Here is a 22814-nt window from a genome sequence, read left to right as displayed (position 1 = left end):
AGGTCAGGCGTCCAGCGGGTCGGCCGGCACCGCCACGGTTATCCGGATCTCGGTGGTCAGGCGGAGGCCGCCATCCGGTGCGCGCGCGGCGTCCAGCGCCTCGCCGGCGGCGGCCGTCGCGGCGGGCAGCCGGTCCTGCGGCAGGTGCCGCAGCAGGGCCCGTCCGCCGTGTGACCACATCCATCGCATCCAGTGGTCGACGTCGTCGAACCGGCTCTCGACCCGGTGCTCGACGATCGAGGTGACGGCGAGACCCGCGAGGGCGGGACGTCGTCGACGCCCCGCCCCCGTCACCGGTGCCGCACTGGCGGACGGGATCTCAGCAGGTGTTGAGCATGCTGCTCAGCGCCGACTTCTCCGCACTGTTGACGGTGAGGCCGTAGTACCACTTCACCTGGATCCAGGCGCGGGCGTAGGTGCAGTGGAAAGCCGCGCGCGGGGGCTTCCAGGCGGCCGGGTCCTTGTCGCCCTTGGACGAGTTGACGGTGCCGGTGACCGCCCACAGTTCCGGCCCACCGAGGTCGTTGGCGTAGGTCTGACGCCGCGCCGTGGTCCAGGACCAGGCTCCGGACCGCCACGCCTCGGCCAGCGGTACCACGTGGTCGATGGAGATCTCGGCCGGGTTCGTGCGGGTGACCCCCTCGTAGGGGCTGTACCAGGATCCGGACGTGGGATAACAGCTGGAGTCGACGACGACGTTGCTGCCGTCGCGTTTGAGCACCTGCTCCCGGGTGTTGCAGGTGCCGGTGACCGTGATCCAGTGCGGGAACAGATCACGGTTGTAGCTGGACTGGTGGGACTCGGCCGCGACGGTGAGCGAGTTCAGCCGGCTCACCGCCGTGCTGTACGAGGGGATGTTCGGCGGCGTCGCGTGAGCCGCGGGCGGGACGAGGACGACCGACAGGACGACGGCGACCATCGAGACGATGGCGGCCCTGCGTAGGTGAGCCACGGGGGGACTCCTGACTGTCACCTGCGACGGCGGGTGGGGGAACCCGGCTTGGGGCGCGGCAGGCGACATCAGGCATTCTCGCAAACATCGCGATCAATACATGTCTTCGCGCCGGAAGCCCCGTGAACGCCGCGTGAAGACCGCCCGGCAGGTCAGCCGGATCGTCACGAGGCGTTACCCGGGACGGTCCGGGCCGCTACGGACGCGGTCGGTCTCGTACGCCCACATCGCGATCTCCACCCGGTTACGGGCGCCGAGCTTGACCATCAGGCTGGCGATGTGGGTCTTCACGGTGCTGAGGCTGATGTGCAGCTCGGTGGCGATCTCGGTGTTGGTGCGACCACGCGCGACGGCGACGAGCACCTCCTCCTCCCGCAGCGTGAGCGCGTCGACAGGCTGCCGCGGCGGCGCGGCCGGACCGGCGGCGGCGAAGGCCCGGAGCAGCCGCGTGGTGACGTTCGGGGCGATGAGCGCGTCGCCCGCGGCAGCGGCCCGCACGGCCTGGGTGAGCAGGGCCGTGCCGGCATCCTTGAGCAGGAACCCGCGCGCTCCGGCACGGAGCGCGGCGTAGACGTACTCGTCGAGGTCGAAGGTGGTGATGACGACCACCGCCAGAGGCTCGGTGACGGTGGGGCCGGCGAGGCGGCGGGTGGCCTCGATGCCGTCCACGCCGGGCATCCGGATGTCGAACAGGCACACGTCCGGACGTAGTCGCCGGGCGAGTTCGACGGCCCGGTGTCCGTCGCCCGCCTCCCCCACCACCTCGATGTCCGGCTGGGCGTTGAGGATCATCGCCAGTCCGGTACGGACGATCTCCTGGTCGTCGGCGACGATCACGCGGGTGGTCACCCCACGATTGAACACGGCTCCGGGCCTGGCCCAAAGTACGGCCGTCTCCCCCGCCCATCGGCCGAGCCGACGCCGGCCCGCACTGCGATGAGTTTCCACAGTCGTGACGCCAGGATCGATGAAACAGGAGCGGCCGGTCCCTTCCCGACTGACCCGCACCCCGTCCGGCCACTGTCGGGCGGGCAACGGGCCGTGGGCGGGGTGCTGGTCGCCGCGAGAAGGGATGCCACAGCTGTGACAGCCTCCGCCAGGTCGACCTGGCTCATCCCCGCCGGTCTGCTGGTGCTCGGCGTGGTACCGGTGGTGGCCGGCGGGCTCCGCCTGGCCGAGCTGGCCGGCGGCGCCCAGGTGCTGCCCGACGGCGACCGGATCGCCTCACCCCCGCTACCGCTGGTGGCCCACATCGTCGCGGTGACCGTGTTCAGCGTCCTCGGCGCCTTCCAGTTCACGCCCCGGTCGCGTCGGCCGCACCGTGGTTGGCACCGGATCGCCGGTCGGGTGCTGATTCCCTTCGGGCTGCTCACCGCGGTGAGTGGCCTGTGGCTGACCGTCGTCCCGGCCCGGGGGCCGCTCGACAGTGACACGTTGGTCGCCGTCCGCGTGGTGGTAAGCGTCGCGATGGCCGGCTCGCTCGTCCTCGGCTTCGCGGCGGTCCGCCGACGCGACTTCACCCGCCACCGGGCCTGGATGATCCGTGGCTACGCCATCGGGATGGGCGCGGGCACCCAGTTCTTCACCCAGATGGCCTGGCTCGCCGCCGTCGGCCCGCTCACGACAGCGGGCCGGACCGGCACCATGACCGCGGCCTGGCTGATCAACGTGGTACTCGCGGAATGGATCATCAGGCGACGCGGCGGGACCGCCGGCACCCGTCCGGCGGGGCGGGGCCACCGCGCGCGAGTCGACGCGGCTCCGGCTCGGGCCCGTCGGACGGTGTCACGATCGGCGGCCGGGCGGGGTCGAAGACCCGTACCCATCCGAACGGAGACGCCATGAACGACGCACCGACGAACGCTCCTGTCCTGGTCACCGGCGGCACCGGCACGCTCGGCCGGCACGTCCTGCCCCGCCTGCGCACGGCGGGCCGACAGCTGCGAGTGCTCAGCCGGACGATCCACCGGAGTGCCGACGGTGTCGAGTACGTCCTGGGTGACCTGCTCCGGGACGAGGGCCTCGCGCCGGCCCTCGACGGTGTCCACACGGTGCTGCACCTGGCGGGCGGCCCGAAAGGCGACGATCGGGCGGCCGTCAACCTGGTGCGGGCCGCCGCCCGGGCCGGGGTGCGGCACCTCGTTTACATCTCGGTCGTCGGTGCCGGCCGGGTCCCGATCGGCTACTTCGAGGCCAAGCACGGCGCGGAGCGGGCGGTAAGCGAATCCGGCGTGCCATGGACGACACTGCGGGCCGCGCAGTTCCACGACCTGGTCTTCACCGTCGTGCAGAAGCTGGGTGCGCTGCCGATCGTGCCCGACCCGAAGGTGATCCGCTTCCAGCCGGTCGACTCCCGCGACGTCGCCGACAGACTTGTCGACCTGGTCCAGGGCGTCCCGTCCGGCCTCGTGCCGGAGATCGCGGGTCCACGGCTCTACACCATGGCCGACCTGGTTCGTAGCTACCTCGCCGCCCGGGGTCGCAGGCGGCCTTTCCTGCCGGTGCCGGTGCCCGGGGCGGCCGGCCGGGCGTACCGCGACGGTGCCAATCTCAGCGTCGACGGCGCCACCGTCGCCACCCGGAGTTGGGAGGAGTTTCTCGCCGAGAAGCTCCGCTGATCGGGCGCCGGGAGGGGCTACCGGTATCCAGCCGGTTGGCGGGCAGCGACCTCCGCCTGGTCATGGTGCTGCGCGCCGGCCGCCGTCGGGTCCGCCCGCAGATCGACGCGGATCGCCTCCAGGATCACCCCGGACGCCTGCTCGACCACGATCGGCGACCGCGAGCGCTGCGGGTCACCGGTGCCGGCCGTGGCGAGCGGCAGCGGCACGAAGGTGCAGTCACGCACCACCACGTCCCGGTATTCGAGCACCCGGACCGAGTGGTCGATCTCGCTGCGCCCCCAGCCGGCTATCCGGACCGCGTACAACGGACCGTTCCAGCCCACGTGGGCACCGGAGACGCGGATACGCGCGCCGACCGGATTGTCGCCGCCGGAGTGGAACCGGTCGGTGTTGTCGCCCGGCAGCAGGCGGAACCCGATCTCGACATCGGACAGGTGGACCCGGTCCACCACCACGTCGTGCACGGAGCTGAGGTAGAAGCCCTCGAAGGCGTCGGACACGCGCAGATCGCGGATGCTGAGGTGGTGCGGATGGTAGGAGGGTCCGACGATCGAGTCGACCCCGTCGCCGACCGCGCCCCAGTGCACGGCGATGCCTGTGCAACCGCCGACTATCGACACGTCGCTGATGGTGATGTCGCGTACCGCGCCCATGACGGCGACGCAGTTGGCGGCGCGCTCGTCGCGGCGCTCGACCTCGACGCGCCGGATCTGGACCTCCTCGATCCACTCCGTCTCGGCCGGGTAGAGGTAGTTGCCGATGGTGATGGCGGTGCCCCGGTCGCCGCCGTGCTCGCCCGGCGCGCACGGCGGTGGGCGGAAGCCGATGTCCTGGATCGTCACCCGGGAACCCAGCACATGGACGATGGGTTCGCCGTGCGGTGAGGACGAGGTGAGCCACGTCGTCACCGGACCGTCCCCGGGCGGCGCGCCGCGCAGCGTCCAGCCCGGGCCGAGCACCACTCCCCGGTCCAGCGTGAAGGTGCCGGCCGGCAGCCGCACCGTGCCGCCCGTCGCGGTCGTCAGCAGCTGTTCCAGCGCCTGCCGGTTGGCGGTCGGATCGTCGGTGAGCGTCAGGTCGTGGTCGGTCACCGTTGGCACTCCAGCTCGATCACCTGACAGACGGTCTCGGCGACCCGCCGCCGTACCGGCGTGTCGCGCTCGCCGAGGCCGACCAGCACCGGGCCGGGGCCCGTACGCTCGACCACCACGTCGAGGGTTTCCTCGGTCCGGGTGCTGGCGCTCACCCGGCAGGCGGTGCCGTCGACCAGGTGCACGGCCTGGACGGCCAGCCGGTCCGGATGCGGCGGCCGGGTGAACGGCGACGCCTCGAACAGCGCGTATCCCGCCCCACGCTGGGCCACCCGGAACGCCTTGAGCACGGTCTGTCCCCGCTGGCGGCGCAGCCACTTCTGGCTCGGCTGGCGTACCGCGGCCGGTGGGGCCGTCGCGGCGGAGATCCGCAGTCGGCACCGCACGGTGCTGTCGGTGGCGTTGACCACGATGAACCTCGACCGAGCGTGGCCCTGGCCGCGACCGCGCGCTCCGACCAGCCCGCCGGCACTGACCAGGCCGGCCAGTTGTGCGGCGGCACCGGCGAGCCGAGTGGCACCGTCGCGCTGTCCGACCTCCCCGATCGCGACGACTTCGACCTGGTTGACCCGCACACCTGTCGCCGCCAACGGGCTGAGCGCCGTCGACGCCCAGGGCGGCAGCGTGCCGTCCACCACCTCGATGATCAGGAGGCCGTCGTCGCCCACCTCGTCGGCCCGCAGGTCGAACTCCACCCAGGCGTGGGCCTCCACCATCCGCAGCCGCCCTCGCTGGCGGCTGAGCAGTGCGGCGGCCCGGTCCGAGCCCTGGGCCCGGACCATCACCAGGCGCGGCAGTTCACGCATCCCCCGGGCCGGTGCCGCCGCCCGCGACCAGGCGGTCTGGGAGGCGCCGTCGACGTGCAGGTCGACCCGGACGCGGACCGGTCGGCCGTCGGTGCGTACCTTGAGCACGACCGCCCCGGACGCGCCCTGGACCCGACCCAGGATCGCGACGCCACGGGCCATCTGGTCGGCGAGCAACACCTCCGGGTCGCCACCGGAGGCGAACATCGCGGGCAGTTCCCGGGCCGGTACCGGCTCGTCGAACTCGGTGGCGAACCACGTGCCGATCGCCACTACCGGACACCTCCCGGCACCTGGAGGTCGGTGCGGGTCAGCACCGGCTCCCGGCGGGTCCACATGCGCTCGACGGCCTCGAAGACCGGGTCGGCGTCGCTCTCGATGTGCCGGAACGAGGTCCGCACCGCGCGCAGCAGGTAGTCGGCGGGCCAGACCTCCCAGTGCGGCACCTGGGGGGTGAACAGGTCCGTGGCGCTGCGGTAGAACCACAACCACAGTCGGGCGCGCTCGACCTGCTCGGCCGAGATGATCTCCTCGCCGTTGAGCATGGCGCTGATCGCGGCGTCGAGGGCCTTCCAGTAGGTCTCCGGGTCGTTGACCACCGTGGACAGGCCGCACTCGCTCCACTCGGACCAGCCGGCCTGGATCACCGGGATGCCGTACGCCGGCAGTTCGTTGCTGACGCTGCCGCGAACGGTCACGCCGAGGTCGACGAGGCTCCACAGCCCGTTCTTGCTCAGATCCTTGCTGGGCTGGAACACCATGTGCCGGTGTCGGGCGTACCGCCGGGCGACCGAGTCGAAGAAGTCGGTGCTGTCGTAGCGGAACTGGCTCGGATGGTCCTGGAACAGCCACTGCACCTCGGTGGCGGTGCTGGCGAACTGGGCGGTCTCCGCGAACCAGTCGGCGAGGGTGGGAAAGGACTGGTGGTTCGTGCCCGGCGCGTCGGACACGGCGTGGTTGAACACCGCCACCACCGGGCGAGCCGGGTCGAACCCCAGGCGGGCCGCGAAGTGCGTACGCAGCCGGGCTCGCTCCCCGCTGTTGGTGATGTCGACGGAGGCGCTGGCACCACCCCGCCACCAGCTGGGCCGACCCAGGTTGACCTTCGACCGCCAGGCGACGAGTTCGGCGTTGCGTCGCACCTCGTTGCGCCGCGACCACACCCGCTTGTCGAAGAAGGCACCGATCTGGTGGGTGAGTTCGCCACGGAAGGTGTGTTCACCTGTGTCGTTCTCGGGGAACAGCGCGTACGCCTTGAGACACCCGGTCTGCTGGGTGTGCACGACGGGCACCCCGGCCCGCCGGGCGGAGTCCACCGCGAGCCCCCAGTGGTCGTAGTCGACGTGACTGGTGACCAGCGCAACCACCGAGCCACTGCCGAGCAGGGCGTCGTAGGCCGAGGAGATGGCCCGGGCCAGCGCCTGCCGTCGCCGGTAACGCGGATCGGTGGTGGGGTTCTCCGGCGGCCGGGGCCGCTTGGTCACCCGACAGTAGGTGGCGCTGACGAACTCGGCGAGGGTCTCCTCGCTTATCGACGCGCCGGGGGCCAGCGGCCGTCCGAACAGCTCCACCGGCACGGCATCCGGCGTGCCGGAGTTGGCCGGGCCCTCGACGAGCCGGTACAGGTCGATGACCTGGCTCGCGCCGTAGGCCGCCGCCATCCGCTCGACAAGCTTCACGTCGAACTCGGTCCACAGCGCGTCGTGCCACATCTGCTCCACGCCGGTCACCACGACCAACTGAGCGGGGACGATCCGGCGGATCGCGTTGGCTACCGCAAGATTGCGCATCGCCACCCTGATGTCCTGGTGGAACACCTCGACGACGAGGTAGTTCTGGGACGGCGTGGGCCCCAGGTTCTTGCGCCAGTACACATCAGCGGAATCGAGGAAGGCCTCGAACTCCTTCTTGTCAGCTCCGAGCCACACCCGAAGAACCGCCTTCCCCCGCATACACGTCTGAGCGCTGTGTCCGAATTCGTGGGCGCACCGTGGAACCTGCCGGCAGACCCGGGCACGACTCACGGAGACCGCAAGGTACCGGCGCCGGAAGGAATCCAGGTTGACGTCGCATGGACAACAGATGGCCGGGACGGCAGCAGGAATGAACCTTCCTCAGGCTGACGCGCGGGGTCTCCGGGTGCCGCTGCCCGTCGACCGTGCGCGCCAGCGCCCGGCGTCCGCACCCGGCCCTGGGCGCAGCAGCTCACGCAGCAGGCTGCCGCCACCGGTCAGCCCCACGGCGACGGGGATCGCCACACTGATCAGCAGCAGGGCCGCGACCGACCAGCCGGGCAGCCCGACGGCCAACGCGACCAGACTCAGGCCGCTGAACACGACCACCTTCCGCCGGGCCCGCGACAGCAGCACCCGGTCCGAGGGAAAGATCGACATGTGCTGCTCCTTTGGCCGGTTCACAGGAACACCAGCAGCACCCCGCCGACGACCGCCGCGGGGATGGTGGTGATGAGGGTCGCCACGACCGCCGACTGTCGGCGCAGTGCGGCGAGTGGGATCAGGGCGTCTCCGTCCTGGCTTATCGCGTTGGCGACCAGGGTCGGCAGCGGTAGCCCGCCACTGACGTAGAGGCCGGTGAAGACGATCTGCAGGGCACAGCCGGGGACCAGGCCGATCGCGGCGCCGACGAGCACGCCGACCAGGCCGGTCAGGACGAGCTGCGAACCGTCGAAGCCGGTGGTGGTGCTCAGTACCTGCCAGCCGAGATAGGCCACCGCCACCCAGACCGTGACGAACGACGCCTCGTGGGCGCTGTGCCGCATGGTCGCAGCCATCGTGCTGGCATGTGCGGTCTCCAGGCTGTCGTCGGCCAGCCGCCCGCGCCCGGCGGCGAAGATGAGTGCCGCGACCACGGTGCCGAGGACGCCGAGCGCCAGGTACGGGTCAACCCCACCGATCACGGTCAACGCCGCCGGGTCGACGAGCTGGAACACCACGGGTACGGACACGGCGAAGGCCGGCGTGGTCAGTCCCCAGAACGCGGTCGACGCGGGCATCCGGGGCAGCAGTCCGCCGAACAGCCGACGGGACGGGGCGAGATCAGGTCCGGCGTCGGCGGCGAGGCTCACCGGCCTGGTGACGGGCACCGGCCGCCGTCGGGCGGCGGACCGGGCCGGGTCGATGCCGAGGGCGTCCACGGCGTACCCGGTGGCGAGGCCGACGACGAACAGCAGCGCGTGCAGTTGGAGCGCGAAGAGCGGGTTCCAGGCCAGCACCACCCACGACGAATCGCCCATGGTCGCGACGAGCGCCCCCACCACGGTGCCGAAGGAGACCTTGCCGCGCGCGTACAGGGGCATGAGGATGATCGCGCCGCCGCAGCCCGGAGTGACCCCCAGCAACGCGCCGACCAGGGGACCCACCCGGCGGCGGCGGGTCAACCCGTCGGTGACCCGGTCCCCGTATCGCCAGCGCAGCCAGCCGAACAGCGCCACCATCACGGCGACGTACACACCCACCTGCATGAACGCGTCCGCGAGCGGGCGGAGCACGAGTTCGGTCACGGCACACCTCCTCAGGGCGGGCTGACGCCCGCCGGACCACCGGTGGGTGGGCGGCCCGGCGGAGCGACGTCAGCTGATCTTGCTCTTGACCGTGTTGACCACGCCCTGCGCCATGCCGGGGTTCGTCCCGTACAGGCGCGGGTCCCCCGGCGGCAGGACGGGTTCGGGCGCGTGGGCGCGTGGGCTGTGGTCGTAGCGGAACTCGCCCTTGCCGTCCGGTGTCGGCCCGGAGGCCCAGCGTCCCTGCGCGGCGTCCTGACCGGGCGAGAAGTCGAGGTAGGTGTAGCTGAACTGCTCGGTGAAGTCCGGCGAGTCGGGGAAGGCGTCCGGCACCGGCATCTCCTCCAGGCCGTCCTCCTTGAGCTGCTCGATGGCGGCCATCCACATGTTCTGGTGCATGGTGTCGCGGGCCAGCAGGAAGCGGAGCATCTGCTTCACGCCGGGATCGTCGGTCATGTTGAACAGGCGCGACACCTGGAGCCGGCCCTGAGCCTCAGCGGTGACGTTGAGCTGGAAGTCGGCCATCAGGTTGCCGCTCGCGGTGACGAAGTTGCCGTTCCAGGGCACCCCGACGCTGTCCACCGGCATCGCCCCGCCACCGCCGTGGATGAAGTGTGCCGGGTTGGAGCCGCCGTAGATCGCCCCGACCATCGGGTTGTCCTCGGCCGCCTCCTGCAACGACAACGGCGCATTGTCCAACAGCCGGGTGATCATGGTGGCGATCATCTCGACGTGGCCCATCTCCTCGGTGCCGACGTCGAGCAGCAGATCCTTGTACTTGCCGGGCAGCCGGCAGTTCCAGCCCTGGAAGAGGTACTGGTTGGCGACCGTCATCTCGCCCCACTTGCCGCCCAGGATCTCCTGGAGCCGGCGGGCGAAGGCGGCGTCGGGGCCGTCCGGCTTGGCTTCGAACTGCAGGTCCTTGATATGGGTGAACACGGGCCCCTCCTCGATGCGACGAGCTGTCACCGAGGTCACTTCCCGCATTGCCGGCCCGTCCGGGCCAACCGGTGGCCCGGACGGGTCAACCTGTGTGGCGTGCCGGGAGCAGCAGCTCCACCGCCACCCCGTCGGGCCGCAGCCGGTGCAGGCGCATCCGGCCGCCGTCGGCGGCGACGAGTTCCCTGACGATCCACAGCCCCAGGCCGGACATGCCGGTGGCCGGGGCGGGCCGGCGCAGCGCCTCGACCAGGCCGTCCGCCACGCGTCCCTCGTCCAGGACGCTGATGCTCAACGCGGCCCCACGGCGCACCGCGCGGATGCCCACCCGCCCGGCGGCCGGTCCGTGTCGCAGCGCATTCTCGACCAGGTTGCCCAACATCTGCCGGGTACGACCGGGCGGCACCGCACACCGCGCGGCCTCCCGGGTGACCCGCACGCGCCGCCGCTCGACCGGTACGAGCATCGCGACGGCGGGCAGTATCTCCGCCAGCGGCACCGCCCGCTCGGCGGGCCCGGAGACCAGGGTCAGGGCACCCACCCTCGTCGCCGCCTCGGTGAGCAGAGCCTGCAGGTGCGCCGCCTGGTCGCGGGCGAGCACTGAGATCGCCCGACGATCCTCGCCGGTCAACGGTCTCGCGTCGTCGGCGAGGGCCCGGGTCAGGGAGGTCAACGTCGTGACCGGGGTACGGAGTTCGTGACAGAGCACCCGCAGCAGCAGGTCGGCGGAGCCGGCCGCCGCCGGGGCACCGGCAGCGGAAGCCTCGGTGCGACGTAGCGCCCGCAGCAGTCGTCCGATCCGGTACGGTCCGCGCATTCGTCCCCACTCCCCCGACGTGGCACCGGCCGCATGATCGGTACCCGCTCGGGAAGGGAACAGGCATGTCCGAGTCGCCGGCTATCCGGGTGGCCGTCGTCGACGACCATCCGCTGTTCGCCCGTGGACTCGAACTGCTGCTGCCGGCGGCCACCGCAGGGCGGGTACGGGTGGTGGGTTCCACCGCTGACGCGGCTGCGGCTGCCTCCCTGATGTGCCGGTGTCTGCCGGACGTGGCCCTTGTCGACCTGCACATGCCCGCTCCCGGCGGCACCCGCGCCGTGGCGGCCATCCGCCGCACCACCCCCCGGGTACGGGTGGTGGCGATGTCCGGTGACGGCGATCCGACGCCGGCGTTGGAGGCGCTGCGGGCCGGTGCCGAGGCGTTCCTGCCCAAGAGCGCCGAGCCGGATGCGCTGCTGCCGCCACTGCTTGCGGTTCTCGACGGGTGGGCGGTGTTGCCGGCGCAGCTGCTGCGCGACCTGCTGCACTCCGGTCCGGCCGTCCGGGTCGATCTCGACCCCGACGAACGCGCCCTGCTCCGGTCGATCGCCACCGGCCGCAGCACCCTGGCCATCGCCGACCAGCTGCACGTCTCGGAACGCACCGTGAAACGGATGACCGCCGCGCTGCTGCGCAAACTGCGGGTCACCACCCGCGCCGAGGCCGCGGCGCTCGCCGGGCACGCGGGCCTGCTGGGCGACTGACCTGTCGCACCGCCCGGTGGACGGGCGTCCGGCGCCACCGCCGCTGCCGCTCGCCGGTGGTTTGGTGGGTCACCTGATGGGCACCACTCAGCATGCCCAATCTGATCAGCCGCCTGGACAACACTCTCCCGCTGGCCGTCCGCGGTTACGCCTGGCTGCCCAACCGGCTGCGGCGTAATGAGTCGGACGTGCTGCGTACCCGGCTGCTCGGGCAACGGGCGATCGCCCTGCGCGGGCCGGAGGCCGCTGAGTGGTTCTACGACGAGCGGCACGTACGGCGGCACGGTGCGATCCCGGAGCCGATCCGCGGCACCCTGTTCGGGCGCGGTGCCGTGCACACCCTCGACGGCGAGGCGCACCGGGTACGCAAGGCGATGTTCATGGCGCTGTTGAACGGCGGTGGAGTCGACGACCTGGTGTCGCGGGCCGAAGGAGCCTGGGACGAGGCGGTCTCCTCGTGGGCGGGGCGACGGGTGGTCCTCTTCGACGAGGCCGCCCGGGTGCTGACCCGCGCGGTCTGCGACTGGACGGGCATCCCGGTCCGACGCGACGAGGTGCCGGCGCTCGCCGCCGACCTGGTGGCCGCGGTGGACGGGTTCGCGACGGCCGGACCACGACACTGGCGAGCGCGTCGGGCCCGGGGACGTCGCGAGCGGTGGATCGCCGACCTGGTGCAGCGGGTGCGCGTCGGTAGCGCCGAGGTTCCGTCCGGCTCGGCGGTGACCGCGGTCGCCGAACACCGGGACGCCGACGGTCGACCGCTCGACGCGCGGACCGCCGCCGTCGAACTACTCAACATCATCCGGCCGACGGTGGCGGTGGCCTGGTTCCTGACGTTCGCCGGCCACGCTCTGCACCGCTGGCCGACCCAGCGGGACCGGTTGCGCGCCGACGACCCGGCCTTCGCCCGGGCGTTCGCCCACGAGATCCGCCGGTTCTACCCGTTCGCACCCTTCGTCGGTGGCCTCGCCGTGGCCGACCTCGCCTGGGGCGGCGTACCGATCCCGAAGGGGGCGATGGTGCTGCTCGACCTGTACGGCCAGAACCACGACGCCCGGCTCTGGCCCGAGCCGTACCGCTTCGACCCGGACCGGTTCGTCGGCCGTGAGGTCGGACCCTTCGACCTGATCCCGCAGGGCGGCGGCGATCCTCGCACCGGGCACCGCTGCCCCGGCGAAGCCATCACCGTGGCCCTGCTCCAGTCGCTCGCCGTCCGACTCGCGCGGCTGGACTATGCGGTGCCGGAACAGGACCTCACCATCCCGCTGCACCGCATTCCGACCCGCCTGCGCAGCGGCCTGGTCATCGAGACGTCTCACGCCTCGTGAAGGGTGCCGCCGATGCGGCCGGAACGGCGCACGGCACCGGTTCCGCGCCACTCCGGCCCGTGCGGGGCGGTGCGCTTCCCGGCGGATCGGGCCGGTCAGTCCCGGGGCCTGTGCTTGTCCATCCGCTGCCGGAGGGTGTCGGCGAAGCCTTCGGCGGTGGCCAGTTGCTCGCGGAGCGCGTCGACCCGCGTGGTGGCGAGGGTGTGGAACATGGCGAGCCGGTCGAGCAAAGCGGCACGTTCGTCACTGTGGGCGGCGGGCAACGCGTCGAGGATGCCAAGCAGATCGCGCATCTCGCCGAGGGTGAACCCGAGAGGTTTCATCCGTTTGACCACCCCGAGGCGGTCCAGATCGGGTTCGGTGTAGAGGCGGAAGCCGCCGTCGGTGCGGGCCGACGGGACGATGAGCCCGACCTGTTCGTAGTGACGGATGGTGCGGATGCTCAGGCCGACCCGCTCGGCGGCCTCACCGATCTGCATGAGTCGGCCCGGTGCCGGGCCGCTGGCGTGTCGCGGCTCGGCGGCGCGTCCGGTGAGGGGCATCAGTGGCCTGCGCTGAGGGTGCCGGCGAGGCTGCCGTGGATGGCGGCGCTGGGCTTGTTCAGCTCGATGATCTCGACGGTCTTGCCCCGCGCCGCGTACTTGGTGGTGACGGCGTCCAGGGCAGCGACGGAGGAGGCGTCCCAGACATGCGCGCGACTCATGTCGATGATCACCCTGTCGGGGTCGCCGGTGTAGTCGAACTGGTAGACGAGGTCGTTGCTGGAGGCGAAGAACAACTCGCCGTGTACGGAGTAGATGCGGGTACCGCCGTCGGGGTCGAGCACGCTCGTGACCTCGACGAGGTGGGCGACCCGGCGGGCGAAGATGACCATGGCGGTGAGTACGCCGGCGACGACGCCGATGGCGAGGTTGTGGGTGGCCAGGGTGGTGGCGACGGTGGTGACCATGACGAGGGTCTCGCCCAGTGGCATCCGCCTGAGGGTGGCGGGGGCCACGGAGTGCCAGTCGAAGGTGGAAACCGCAACGATCATCATGACGGCGACGAGGGCGGCCATCGGGATCACCGCGACGACGTCGCCGAGCGCCACGACGAGGATGAGCAGGAACACACCGGCCAGGAACGTCGACAGTCGGGTCCGGGCGCCGGACGCCTTCACGTTGATCATCGTTTGGCCGATCATGGCGCAGCCGCCCATGCCGCCGAAGAAGCCGGTGACGATGTTGGCTACCCCCTGACCCCAGGACTCGCGGGTCTTGTTGGAGTGGGTGTCGGTGATGTCGTCGACCAGTTTGGCAGTCATCAACGATTCCATCAGCCCGACCAGCGCGATACCGACGGCGTAGGGGGCGATCAGCGCCAGGGTGTCCATCGTCCAGGGGATCTGCGGCAGGCCGAGGGTGGGCAGGCTGTTGGGCAGTTCACCCTGGTCACCGACGGTCGGCACGGCTACCGCGGCGACCACCGTGATCACGGTGAGCACGACGATCGCGACCAGCGGCGCCGGGACGGCCCGGGTGAGTCGAGGCAGCCCGACCATGATCACCAGGGCGAGGGCGACGAGCGGGTAGACCAGCCACGGCACCCCGAGCAGGTACGGCACCTGCGCCGCGAAGATCAGAATCGCCAGGGCGTTGACGAACCCGACCATCACGCTGCGCGGGATGAACCGCATCAACTTCGCCACCCCGAGGGCGGCCAGCAGCACCTGGATAGCCCCGCCCAGGATCACCGCCGCGATCAGATAGTCCAGGCCGTGCTCCTTGGCCAGCGGCGCGACGACCAGGGCGATCGCGCCGGTCGCCGCGCTGATCATCGCCGGCCGGCCACCGCAGATCGAGATGACCACGGCCATGGTGAACGAGGCGAACAATCCGACCCGCGGATCGACCCCGGCCAGGATCGAGAAGCTGATCGCCTCCGGGATCAACGCCAGGGCCACGACCAGCCCGGCGAGGACCTCGGTCCGGAACACCTTCGGCGACAACCAGGACGGGCGGGACAGACGCGGCCGGACGACCGCGGACAGCATCGAAGACATACAGCCGTTCCGCTCAGGTGCACGCGCCCGGCGCACACACGATGCCGCTCCCGCAGGGGGACCGGCGTGACCTGCACATATCAGTATCGATCGGATGCTTCCAGGCATCGTCGCCCGGAAGAGGACCACTCGAGAGGAGAACCGCGAGGGGCCGTAGCCACACCTCGACGACCAGCACGAAACCTACCCTCCGGCGAGGGTAGGTTTCACCCCACGGTGATGATGATCACCGTGGGGTGACGGCAACGCGGTCGGTGGGCGAGTGGGCTCAGCCGCCGACGTACGCGGCGAGGTGCTCGCCGGTGAGGGTGGACCGGGCGGCGACCAGATCGGCGGGGGTGCCCTCGAAGACGATCCGGCCGCCGTCGTGGCCGGCGCCCGGCCCCAGGTCGATGATCCAGTCGGCGTGCGCCATGACCGCCTGGTGGTGTTCGATCACGATCACCGACTTGCCGGAGTCGACGAGCCTGTCGAGCAGGCCGAGCAGGTGCTCGACGTCGGCGAGGTGCAACCCGGTGGTCGGCTCGTCGAGCACGTAGACGCCGGTCTGCTCGGCCATGTGGGTGGCCAGTTTGAGCCGCTGCCGTTCGCCGCCGGAGAGCGTGGTGAGCGGCTGGCCGAGGCTGAGGTAGCCGAGCCCGACGTCGGCGAGCCGGGTGAGGATGCGGTGCGCGGCCGGGGTACGCGCCTCGCCGGCACCGAAGAACTCCGCCGCCTCGCTGACCGGCATCGCGAGCACCTCGGCGATGTTCCGACCGCCGAGGTGGTATTCCAGGACGGATGCCTGGAACCGTTTGCCCTCGCACTCCTCGCACACGGTGGCGACGCCGGCCATCATCGCCAGGTCCGTGTAGATGACGCCGGCGCCATTGCAGTTGGGGCACGCGCCCTCCGAGTTGGCGCTGAACAGCGCCGGCTTCACCCCGTTGGTCTTCGCGAATGCCTTGCGGATCGGGTCGAGCAGGCCGGTGTACGTCGCCGGGTTGCTCCGCCGGGAGCCGCGGATCGCGCCCTGGTCGATCGAGACGACGCCGGCGCCGGGCGGGATCGACCCGTGCACCAGCGAACTCTTACCTGAACCGGCGACGCCGGTCACCACGACCAGCACGCCGAGCGGGATGTCGACGTCGACGTCGCGCAGGTTGTGCGTCGCAGCCTTACGGATCGGCAACTGTCCGGTGGGGGTACGCACCGACTTCTTGAGCGCGGCCCGGTCGTCGAGGTGCCGGCCGGTGAGCGTACCGCTGGCCCGCAGCCCCTCGACGGTGCCCTCGAAACAGACGGTGCCGCCGGCCGTGCCGGCCCCGGGGCCGAGGTCGACGACATGGTCGGCGATGGCTATCGTCTCCGGCTTGTGCTCCACGACCAGCACGGTGTTGCCCTTGTCCCGCAGCCGCAGCAGCAGGCGGTTCATCTGCTGGATGTCGTGGGGGTGCAGCCCGATCGTGGGTTCGTCGAAGACGTACGTGACGTCGGTGAGCGACGAGCCGAGGTGGCGGATCATCTTGGTGCGTTGCGCCTCGCCGCCGGAGAGCGTCCCGGACGGCCGGTCCAGGCTGAGGTAGCCGAGCCCGATCTCGACGAAGGAGTCGAGGGTGTGCTGCAACGAGGCCAGCAGCGGCGCCACGGAGGGTTCGCGTAGCCCGCGCACCCATTCGGCGAGGTCGCTGATCTGCATCGCGCAGGCGTCGGCGATGTTGACACCCTTGATCTTCGACGAGCGGGCCGCCTCGCTCAGCCGGGTGCCGCCGCAGTCGGGGCAGACGGTGAAGGTGACCGCCCGCTCCACGAAGGCACGGATGTGCGGCTGCATCGCCTCGACGTCCTTGGACAGGAACGACTTCTGGATCTGCGGGATGAGCCCCGCGTACGTCAGGTTGATCCCGTCGACCTTGATCTTGGTCGGCTCCTTGTGGAGCAGGTCGTGCAGCTCCTTCTTGGTGTACCTGCGGATCGGCTTGTCCGGGTCGAAGAAGCCGCTGCCCCGGTAGATCCGGCCGTACCACCCGTCCATGCTGTAACCGGGGACCGTGATCGCGCCCTCGTTGAGCGACTTGCTGTCGTCGTACAACGCGGTCAGGTCGATGTCGGTCACCCGCCCGGTGCCCTCGCAGCGTGGGCACATGCCACCGGTGATGCTGAAGCTGCGCCGCTCCTTCGTGGTGGTGCCGCCACGTTCGATTGTCACCGCGCCGGCACCGCTGATCGAGGCCACGTTGAAGGAGAACGCCTGGGGTGAGCCGATGTGCGGCTGACCGAGCCGGCTGAACAGGATCCGCAGCATGGCGTTGGCGTCGGTGGCGGTGCCGACGGTGGAGCGCGGGTTCGCGGCCATCCGCTCCTGGTCGACGATGATCGCGGTGGTGAGCCCGTCGAGGACGTCGACCTCCGGCCGGGCCAGGGTGGGCATGAAGCCCTGGATGAACGCGCTGTACGTCTCGTTGATCAGCCGCTGCGACTCCGCCGCGATGGTGCTGAACACCAGCGAGCTCTTACCCGAACCGGAGACGCCGGTGAAGACCGTCAGCCGGCGCTTCGGTAGCTCGACTGTGACGTCCTTGAGGTTGTTCTCGCGGGCACCCTGCACCCGGATCAGATCGTGGCTGTCGGCGGCGGTCGCCGCGGCCGACCTGTCGTCCATGCTCATCGCACTTCCTGGATACGGATCATGTTGCCGGCGGCGTCCCGGACGGCACAGTCGCGGATCCCGTACGGCTGGTCGGTCGGCTCCTGCACGATCTCGGTGTCACTGGCCTGCAACCGCTCGAAAACGCTGTCGAGGTCGGGCGTGGCCAGCAGGATCGAGGCGTAGGTGCCCTTGGCCATCATCTCGGTGATGGTACGGCGCTCCTCCTCGGTCACGCCGGGGTCGGCGGCCGGCGGATGCAGCACGATCGAGGTGCCGGGCTGACCGGGCGGGCCGACGGTGATCCAGCGCATGCCCTGGAAGCCGACGTCGTTGCGGACCTCGAAACCGAGCAGATCGCGGTAGAAGGCCAGGGCGGCGTCCGGGTCGTTGTGCGGCAGGAAGCTGGCGTGAATGGTGATGTTCATGCCGGTCACGCTAACTGCGACGCGAGGGCCGCTGCTTCTCGATTCCTGACCGGTCTGGTCACCTGTTTCACCACGCAGGAGGGCATCCCCTTCGTCGCGCGGGCCGCGTCGCGCCGGTAGACGCTCGGCGGTACGCCGACGAGTTCGGCGAAGCGGGTGCTGAAGGTGCCGAGTGACGAGCAACCGACCGCGAAACAGACATCCGTGACGCTGAGGTCGCCACGGCGCAGCAGCGCCATGGCGCGTTCGATGCGCCGGGTCATCAGATAGCCGTACGGGGACTCGCCGTAGGCCAGCCGGAACTGACGGCTCAGGTGCCCGGCTGACATGTTGACCCCACGGGCGAGGGCCTCGACGTCGAGCGGCTTGGCGTACTCCCGGTCGATACGGTCGCGCACCCGGCGCAGCCGGGCGAGGTCGCCGAGGCGCTGTTCGGTGGTCGATCTGCTGGTCACCTGAGCGATCGTGCCACGCCGGTCCGACATCCGGCGAGCCCACCGCCTACGCGGCGCGCCGGTGGTGACGGTCCCGGTCGACGCCGCTGGGCCGTCGACCGACCTGGTACGCGACGGGCCTCGCCGGCCGGGCGTCAGCGGGGCCACCGCGTTCATCGGCTTCTCTACAACCTGGAGCGGAACCGTCGTCCGTGCGTGATGTGTCCGGGAGGCCAGCCTTGACGATGAGCTGCTCCAGCCCTGACCGACCGGTGCCGGCTGGTGTCCGCGCGACCCGTACCGCGTCGAGGTCAGCGCTCCCGGGGGGCCACCAGGCCGGACTCGTAGGCGATGACCACGAGTTGGGCCCGGTCGCGGACATGCAGTTTGGTCATCGCCCGGTTGATGTGGGTCTTGGCGGTCAGTGGGCTGATCACCATGCGTTCGGCGATCTGGTCGTTGGACAGGCCCCGAGCGAGGAGGACGACAGTCTCCCGTTCGCGGTTGGTCAGCTCCGCCAGTCGCGTACCGGTCCGCGTCCGCGGCGGCTCGGTGACGTACCTGTCGATCAGCTTGCGGGTGATCGACGGCGCGAGCAGGGCGTCCCCGCGCGCGGCCACCCGGACGGCGTGCACGAGATCCACCGGCTCGATGTCCTTGACCAGGAACCCGGCCGCGCCGGCGCGCAGCGCGTGGAACACGTGTTCGTCGAGACCGTAGTTGGTCAGGATGACCACGTGCACGCCGGTCAGGGTCGGATCCGCGGCGATCTGCCGGGTCGCCTCGATGCCGTCCAGCACCGGCATCTGGATGTCCACGAGCGCGATGTCGGGCAGGTGTTCCCTGGCCAGGATCAGCGCCTGCTGGCCGTCGGCGGCCTCGGCCACCACCTCGATGTCGTCCTCGATGTCGAGCAACGCGCGGAACCCGCTGCGCAGCAGCGGTTGGTCGTCGACCAGCAGGACGCGGATCATGCGGTCACGCCCACCGGCAGCTCGGCGTGGACGCTGAACCCGCCCTCGTCGCGTGCCTCCGCCCGCAGCAGCCCACCGAGGGCGACGACGCGTTCGCGCATCCCGAGCAGTCCGACGCCGGGTGCCGCAGCGCCGCCCGGCACGGCACCGCCGTCGTCGTCGACCCGGATCGCGAGGGTGTCCGGCAGGTAGTCGATCCGGACCGAGGCCGTGGTGGCGGAGGCGTGGCGGGCAATGTTGGTGAGCGACTCCTGCACGATGCGGTAGGCGGTCCGGTCCACGGCGACCGGGACGTCGGGCCGTTCTCCGTCGATCGTCAACGTCGCGTCCAAGCCGGCCATCCGGGCCCGCCGTACCAGGTCCGGGAGCTGGTCGAGCCCGGGCGAGGTGGCGGTGCCGTCGGCACGCAGCGTCTCCAGGGTCGCGCGCAGTTCCCGGGTCGCCTCGCGGCTGGCCTCCCGGATGGCCAGGAGCGCCTCCGGCACGCGCTCACCGCGACGGCTGGCCAGGTGTACGGCGACCTCGGCCTGCACCTTGATGATCGAGATCTGGTGGGTGAGGCTGTCGTGCAGTTCCCGCGCGATGTGCAGCCGCTCCTCGTCGGCGCGGCGCAGTGCCGTCTCCTCCCGGGTGCGCTCGGCCTCCTCCGCACGCCGCTCGGCCTGCCGGAGCGCCTCACCCGCGGCACCAGCGGCAACCAGCCAGGCCACTTCGAGGGCGTCACGGCCCCGGGCGAGCGCCTCGCCGACGGGTAGTCCCGGTGGTAGAACCAGGGCCGCGAGCGGAAGGGAGACAAGCATCGCGACGGCCGCCACGACCGTGACCACGCGGTGTCCCGCGCGTACGGCCGCGTAGACCGCAAACAGGAACGCGACGGCGGGCACCTCTATGCCGGCCGCCTGGTGGCCCACCGCGCACACCCCGGTGACGATCAGCACCGCGACCGGAGTTCGTCGACGCGCCGCCAACACCAGGCCGCCGGTCACCAGCCAGGCGTGACCGAACAGGTCCTCCCCGGTGGCGGGGCGTGTTGCGGACAGTCCGGCGATCAGTAGCGACACTGTCACGCCAACCGCGATCGCCCAGTCCCTGACCGCAGCGCGTCTGAGGATCCGCCCGCACCGCTCACTCATGCGCGCACCTTAACCAGCCGGCACGGCCGCGCGACTCCTGCTCACGGACGACTGGCCGGCTACCACGCACGCGGTAGTGGGGCGGCGGCTACGGCACCAGGTGGCAGCCGGTCACGCCGGCTGCGGCAGCCGCAAGTGCCTACGCCGGCCGGATGACCGTCGGTACGCCCGCCGACATGATCGGTGACGTCGGATCCACGACCAGACACACCACAGAGGAGACAGACATGACGTCCGTCAAGCTCGTGCTCGACGCCCTCGTGGCCGTCCCGTCCGGGACGGTCGGAATCACCGCACCGGTGACCACGTACATCGCCGCCGACCCGGCCGCCGCCCAAGGTGTGGGCATGAGCGCCGGCCGGATCGGATCGACAGTGGCCGCCCTGCTGGCACTCGCGGGGGTGGTCGTCGGCGTACGTGCGCTCGTCTCGGGTCGCTTTCGCACCGGCCGGGCCCGGGCAGGCTTGACCGCCCTGGCTGCGGGGGCGGGCGGGATGGCCCTCGGCGGTCTGGTCGTGCTCACCTCGGACAGCGGCATCGGCACCGGCAACGGACGGGGCGGCGGCTACGTGGCGCTGGCGGTCGGGCTGATCGCGGTGGTCGTCGGCGGGTTCGTGCTGGCCCGCTCCCGGTCTGCTGGCTGAGTGGCCGCCGCTGGTTCGATACGGCTGACGGGTGCGACGACGAGATCGTGCATACGCCAGTCGAATTCCCGGGCGAAGGCGCCGAGGTCTTCCAGACGCTCGACCAGACGGTCGGTGTCGGCGACGGGTACGACCAGCAGTTCTCCGACGAACACGTGGCCCTCCTCGCGTAACCGCAGCCAGGCGTCGGCGACCCAGTCGTGGTCGCGTACGGCGGCGAGCAGGCGGGCGTGCAGTGGGTGCGGTCGCCGACCGTCCACCACCTGGGGCCGGTCGTCCATCAGATTGGTGACCGCACTGCGCGACGTTCGGATGCCGTCGCGGACGATGTCGCCGCCGATGACCAGGGCGGCGACCGCGTCGGCCCACCAGAGACCGGCGCCGATGCCGAGGATGCCGAGGATCGCCGCTCCGGCGGTCAGCCAGTCGGCCCGGTTCATCTCCGCATCTGCGAAGAGGACCTTGTCGTGCAGTTGCCGGGCGATGCGTAGCTTGGCCCGGCCGAGCAGGATCGCCGGCACCATGGTGGCCACCAGCACGGCAATCATCAGCCAGCCCAACCACACCCGCTCACCGAACACCTCGATCATCCCGATCGGCGGGCGTTCCCGGGCGAGCAGCCTGGCCAGGGAGTCGTAGACGACGAATCCACCGAGGCCGAGCAGCGCCACCGCCCCGGCCAGGAAGGCCACGCTCACCGAGCGGTGGTATCCGTACGGGAAGCGTTCGTTGGGTGCGCGGTTGCGAAAGCGGGCGGCGATGAGAAACGCAGCCGGTGGCACCAGGCCGAGCATGTCCTCGATCCAGGCCGCCTTCATCGCCTGCGACTGGCCGAGGACGAGCGCCAGCGCGGTGATCGCCACGACGAAGAACCCGATCGTCCACCACTCCAGATGGACCGCCCGCCGATGCAGCTCGGCCTTGTCCGGTGGCAGCTCGAAGCGGTCGTACACCCTCATGGCGTCACCTGCTCGCGCTCGGCGTCGGCGAGCAGCGCTTCGACCTCGGCGTGGGACAGAGCCAGCAGGAACCGCTCCACCTCGACCTGCCAACCGTTTTCTCCGGGCGGCACCGCCCACACGTGATCGTGCTTGGCGAGTGCGTGGCCGGTCTCCCGCAGCCCCAGCTCAGCCAGGCGCCACTGGCCGACCACCACGGGCAGATCTTCCCGCCCGGTCACCCGCGGCACCGGCACCGGTACCGCGTCTGCACCCCGCAGCGTCGCGACCTCCACGGTGCCGGCGGGTACCGCCACCCTGGTTCCCGCCAGTTCCTTCGGCGCGGGTACGCCGGGCGGCACGGCCACGACAGTACGCATGGTCACGTACGGGCTGGTCAGCGAAGCCTGCTCGGTCCAGGGCGCCGCCGCGTCCAGTCCGCCGATCACCACGTCGAGCACCCGGTCCTTCAGCGCCGCCATCAGCGTTGACTCCGAGCCCGGGTACCACTCCACCCGGGCATCCAGCCGTGCCGCCAGGTGCTGGATCAGGCGCGCCTCTGCGCCGGTGACCGCCCCGTTGTCGGCGACCCGGGTCCACGGTGGTGCCTCGGTCACCCCGACGCGTAAGACCCCGCCGTGGACGTCCTGCGCCGTGGTGCCGGCGTCCCGGGGCCAGCGACAGCCCGTCAGCAGCAGGAGTACGACACCGACCAGCGCCACGGCTCGTCGCATCGGGCCTCCTTCCCTGATTTCCGGGCACCTCATACCCACCCAGGTGCCGGTACCCAACCTGGGTGTCCGGATCTGGTCACG

At 71.0% G+C, this 22814-nt stretch carries 23 protein-coding genes and 1 pseudogene; 5 read left to right on the top strand and 19 right to left on the bottom strand.

Going from position 1 to position 22814, the window contains the following annotated elements; genetic code table 11:
• Nucleotides 1-3: 3 nt before the first annotated feature.
• The 3 genes and pseudogenes from CLT74_RS05500 to CLT74_RS05490 all read right to left on the bottom strand — a co-directional run.
• Nucleotides 4-264 (bottom strand): annotated as a pseudogene (locus tag CLT74_RS05500) (methyltransferase type 11); the annotation flags it as partial.
• A gap of 55 nt (nucleotides 265-319) precedes the next feature.
• Complete coding sequence (locus tag CLT74_RS05495) at nucleotides 320-952, bottom strand: HNH endonuclease family protein (RefSeq protein ID WP_486582020.1); 633 nt, start codon at nucleotides 950-952, stop codon at nucleotides 320-322.
• Between the two features lie 174 nt (nucleotides 953-1126).
• Complete coding sequence (locus tag CLT74_RS05490; protein ID WP_099851367.1) at nucleotides 1127-1801, bottom strand: response regulator transcription factor; 675 nt, start codon at nucleotides 1799-1801, stop codon at nucleotides 1127-1129.
• A 234-nt stretch (nucleotides 1802-2035) separates the two neighbouring features.
• On the opposite strand from CLT74_RS05490, the gene CLT74_RS05485 reads away from it, so the two are divergent.
• Entirely contained in the window at nucleotides 2036-2797 is a 762-nt protein-coding gene (locus CLT74_RS05485) for a DUF2306 domain-containing protein (RefSeq protein WP_486582019.1), read from the top strand.
• Nucleotides 2794-3570 carry an NAD(P)H-binding protein gene (locus CLT74_RS05480; protein WP_099845567.1) on the top strand — a complete coding sequence of 259 codons (777 nt, stop codon included), beginning with the start codon at nucleotides 2794-2796 and terminating at the stop codon, nucleotides 3568-3570. Before CLT74_RS05485 ends, CLT74_RS05480 begins: the two co-directional genes overlap by 4 nt.
• Before the next feature lie 17 nt (nucleotides 3571-3587).
• On the opposite strand, the gene CLT74_RS05475 is transcribed toward CLT74_RS05480, so the two are convergent.
• From CLT74_RS05475 to CLT74_RS05445, 7 genes are all read right to left on the bottom strand, one after another.
• The gene (locus CLT74_RS05475; RefSeq protein WP_486582018.1) at nucleotides 3588-4664 is read right to left on the bottom strand and encodes a pectate lyase family protein; all 1077 of its coding nucleotides are present in this window, start codon (nucleotides 4662-4664) and stop codon (nucleotides 3588-3590) included.
• Nucleotides 4661-5743 carry a hypothetical protein gene (locus CLT74_RS05470; RefSeq protein WP_099845566.1) on the bottom strand — a complete coding sequence of 361 codons (1083 nt, stop codon included), beginning with the start codon at nucleotides 5741-5743 and terminating at the stop codon, nucleotides 4661-4663. Before CLT74_RS05470 ends, CLT74_RS05475 begins: the two co-directional genes overlap by 4 nt.
• Nucleotides 5743-7398, bottom strand: a complete 1656-nt coding sequence (locus CLT74_RS05465) for a hypothetical protein (RefSeq protein WP_199172118.1) — start codon at nucleotides 7396-7398, stop codon at nucleotides 5743-5745. The genes CLT74_RS05470 and CLT74_RS05465 overlap by 1 nt, the downstream gene beginning before the upstream one ends.
• 186 nt (nucleotides 7399-7584) lie before the next feature.
• Nucleotides 7585-7863 carry a hypothetical protein gene (locus CLT74_RS05460; protein ID WP_143697078.1) on the bottom strand — a complete coding sequence of 93 codons (279 nt, stop codon included), beginning with the start codon at nucleotides 7861-7863 and terminating at the stop codon, nucleotides 7585-7587.
• Nucleotides 7864-7883: 20 nt separating this feature from the next.
• Entirely contained in the window at nucleotides 7884-8990 is a 1107-nt protein-coding gene (locus CLT74_RS05455) for a putative manganese transporter (RefSeq protein ID WP_099845563.1), read from the bottom strand.
• A 69-nt stretch (nucleotides 8991-9059) separates the two neighbouring features.
• The gene (locus CLT74_RS05450; RefSeq protein WP_099845562.1) at nucleotides 9060-9929 is read right to left on the bottom strand and encodes a manganese catalase; all 870 of its coding nucleotides are present in this window, start codon (nucleotides 9927-9929) and stop codon (nucleotides 9060-9062) included.
• Between the two features lie 85 nt (nucleotides 9930-10014).
• Nucleotides 10015-10746, bottom strand: coding sequence for a sensor histidine kinase (locus CLT74_RS05445; protein ID WP_099845561.1), 732 nt, complete (start codon nucleotides 10744-10746; stop codon nucleotides 10015-10017).
• Nucleotides 10747-10811: 65 nt separating this feature from the next.
• Here CLT74_RS05445 and CLT74_RS05440 point away from each other — a divergent pair, with 65 nt between their 5' ends.
• Both CLT74_RS05440 and CLT74_RS05435 read left to right on the top strand, forming a co-directional pair.
• The gene (locus CLT74_RS05440) at nucleotides 10812-11453 is read left to right on the top strand and encodes a response regulator transcription factor (protein ID WP_099845560.1); all 642 of its coding nucleotides are present in this window, start codon (nucleotides 10812-10814) and stop codon (nucleotides 11451-11453) included.
• Nucleotides 11454-11545: 92 nt separating this feature from the next.
• Nucleotides 11546-12781 (top strand): cytochrome P450, encoded by a 1236-nt coding sequence (locus CLT74_RS05435; protein ID WP_099845559.1) that lies wholly within the window; start codon nucleotides 11546-11548, stop codon nucleotides 12779-12781.
• 95 nt (nucleotides 12782-12876) lie between these two features.
• Here the strand turns inward: CLT74_RS05435 and CLT74_RS05430 are convergent, their stop codons facing one another.
• The 7 genes from CLT74_RS05430 to CLT74_RS05395 form a co-directional block, all read right to left on the bottom strand.
• Nucleotides 12877-13323, bottom strand: coding sequence for a MerR family transcriptional regulator (locus CLT74_RS05430; RefSeq protein WP_099845558.1), 447 nt, complete (start codon nucleotides 13321-13323; stop codon nucleotides 12877-12879).
• Complete coding sequence (locus tag CLT74_RS05425) at nucleotides 13323-14822, bottom strand: SulP family inorganic anion transporter (RefSeq protein ID WP_099845557.1); 1500 nt, start codon at nucleotides 14820-14822, stop codon at nucleotides 13323-13325. Before CLT74_RS05425 ends, CLT74_RS05430 begins: the two co-directional genes overlap by 1 nt.
• A gap of 268 nt (nucleotides 14823-15090) precedes the next feature.
• A complete protein-coding gene (locus tag CLT74_RS05420; RefSeq protein WP_199172321.1) occupies nucleotides 15091-17463 on the bottom strand; it encodes an excinuclease ABC subunit UvrA in 2373 nt (790 codons plus the stop codon).
• Nucleotides 17464-17465: 2 nt separating this feature from the next.
• Nucleotides 17466-17876 (bottom strand): VOC family protein, encoded by a 411-nt coding sequence (locus CLT74_RS05415; protein ID WP_099851365.1) that lies wholly within the window; start codon nucleotides 17874-17876, stop codon nucleotides 17466-17468.
• A 5-nt stretch (nucleotides 17877-17881) separates the two neighbouring features.
• Nucleotides 17882-18361, bottom strand: coding sequence for a helix-turn-helix transcriptional regulator (locus CLT74_RS05410; protein ID WP_099845555.1), 480 nt, complete (start codon nucleotides 18359-18361; stop codon nucleotides 17882-17884).
• A 260-nt stretch (nucleotides 18362-18621) separates the two neighbouring features.
• The gene (locus tag CLT74_RS05400) at nucleotides 18622-19284 is read right to left on the bottom strand and encodes a response regulator transcription factor (RefSeq protein ID WP_099845553.1); all 663 of its coding nucleotides are present in this window, start codon (nucleotides 19282-19284) and stop codon (nucleotides 18622-18624) included.
• A complete protein-coding gene (locus CLT74_RS05395; protein ID WP_099845552.1) occupies nucleotides 19281-20417 on the bottom strand; it encodes a histidine kinase in 1137 nt (378 codons plus the stop codon). The genes CLT74_RS05400 and CLT74_RS05395 overlap by 4 nt, the downstream gene beginning before the upstream one ends.
• A 227-nt stretch (nucleotides 20418-20644) precedes the next feature.
• Here CLT74_RS05395 and CLT74_RS05390 point away from each other — a divergent pair, with 227 nt between their 5' ends.
• Nucleotides 20645-21061 (top strand): DUF6223 family protein, encoded by a 417-nt coding sequence (locus tag CLT74_RS05390; protein ID WP_486582015.1) that lies wholly within the window; start codon nucleotides 20645-20647, stop codon nucleotides 21059-21061.
• Here CLT74_RS05390 and CLT74_RS05385 read toward each other — a convergent pair.
• Both CLT74_RS05385 and CLT74_RS05380 read right to left on the bottom strand, forming a co-directional pair.
• Nucleotides 20983-22020: a cation diffusion facilitator family transporter gene (locus CLT74_RS05385; RefSeq protein ID WP_099845551.1), complete on the bottom strand. Its 1038-nt coding sequence runs from the start codon at nucleotides 22018-22020 to the stop codon at nucleotides 20983-20985. The genes CLT74_RS05390 and CLT74_RS05385 overlap by 79 nt on opposite strands.
• Nucleotides 22017-22733: a transporter substrate-binding domain-containing protein gene (locus CLT74_RS05380; protein WP_158240214.1), complete on the bottom strand. Its 717-nt coding sequence runs from the start codon at nucleotides 22731-22733 to the stop codon at nucleotides 22017-22019. Before CLT74_RS05380 ends, CLT74_RS05385 begins: the two co-directional genes overlap by 4 nt.
• Nucleotides 22734-22814: the final 81 nt, after the last annotated feature.

This window comes from Verrucosispora sp. CNZ293, from assembly GCF_002754655.1.
This window is presented reverse-complemented; position numbering and strand designations above follow the sequence as displayed.

Coding starts and splice junctions, on each gene's coding strand:
- CLT74_RS05480 (WP_099845567.1), top strand. CDS start 2,794: ATGAACGACGCACCGACGAACGCTCCTGTCCTGGTCACCGGCGGCACC.
- CLT74_RS05460 (WP_143697078.1), bottom strand. CDS start 7,863: ATGTCGATCTTTCCCTCGGACCGGGTGCTGCTGTCGCGGGCCCGGCGG.
- CLT74_RS05445 (WP_099845561.1), bottom strand. CDS start 10,746: ATGCGCGGACCGTACCGGATCGGACGACTGCTGCGGGCGCTACGTCGC.
- CLT74_RS05440 (WP_099845560.1), top strand. CDS start 10,812: ATGTCCGAGTCGCCGGCTATCCGGGTGGCCGTCGTCGACGACCATCCG.
- CLT74_RS05435 (WP_099845559.1), top strand. CDS start 11,546: ATGCCCAATCTGATCAGCCGCCTGGACAACACTCTCCCGCTGGCCGTC.
- CLT74_RS05430 (WP_099845558.1), bottom strand. CDS start 13,323: ATGCCCCTCACCGGACGCGCCGCCGAGCCGCGACACGCCAGCGGCCCG.
- CLT74_RS05425 (WP_099845557.1), bottom strand. CDS start 14,822: ATGTCTTCGATGCTGTCCGCGGTCGTCCGGCCGCGTCTGTCCCGCCCG.
- CLT74_RS05420 (WP_199172321.1), bottom strand. CDS start 17,463: ATGGACGACAGGTCGGCCGCGGCGACCGCCGCCGACAGCCACGATCTG.
- CLT74_RS05415 (WP_099851365.1), bottom strand. CDS start 17,876: ATGAACATCACCATTCACGCCAGCTTCCTGCCGCACAACGACCCGGAC.
- CLT74_RS05410 (WP_099845555.1), bottom strand. CDS start 18,361: ATGTCGGACCGGCGTGGCACGATCGCTCAGGTGACCAGCAGATCGACC.
- CLT74_RS05400 (WP_099845553.1), bottom strand. CDS start 19,284: ATGATCCGCGTCCTGCTGGTCGACGACCAACCGCTGCTGCGCAGCGGG.
- CLT74_RS05395 (WP_099845552.1), bottom strand. CDS start 20,417: ATGAGTGAGCGGTGCGGGCGGATCCTCAGACGCGCTGCGGTCAGGGAC.
- CLT74_RS05390 (WP_486582015.1), top strand. CDS start 20,645: ATGACGTCCGTCAAGCTCGTGCTCGACGCCCTCGTGGCCGTCCCGTCC.
- CLT74_RS05385 (WP_099845551.1), bottom strand. CDS start 22,020: ATGAGGGTGTACGACCGCTTCGAGCTGCCACCGGACAAGGCCGAGCTG.
- CLT74_RS05380 (WP_158240214.1), bottom strand. CDS start 22,733: ATGCGACGAGCCGTGGCGCTGGTCGGTGTCGTACTCCTGCTGCTGACG.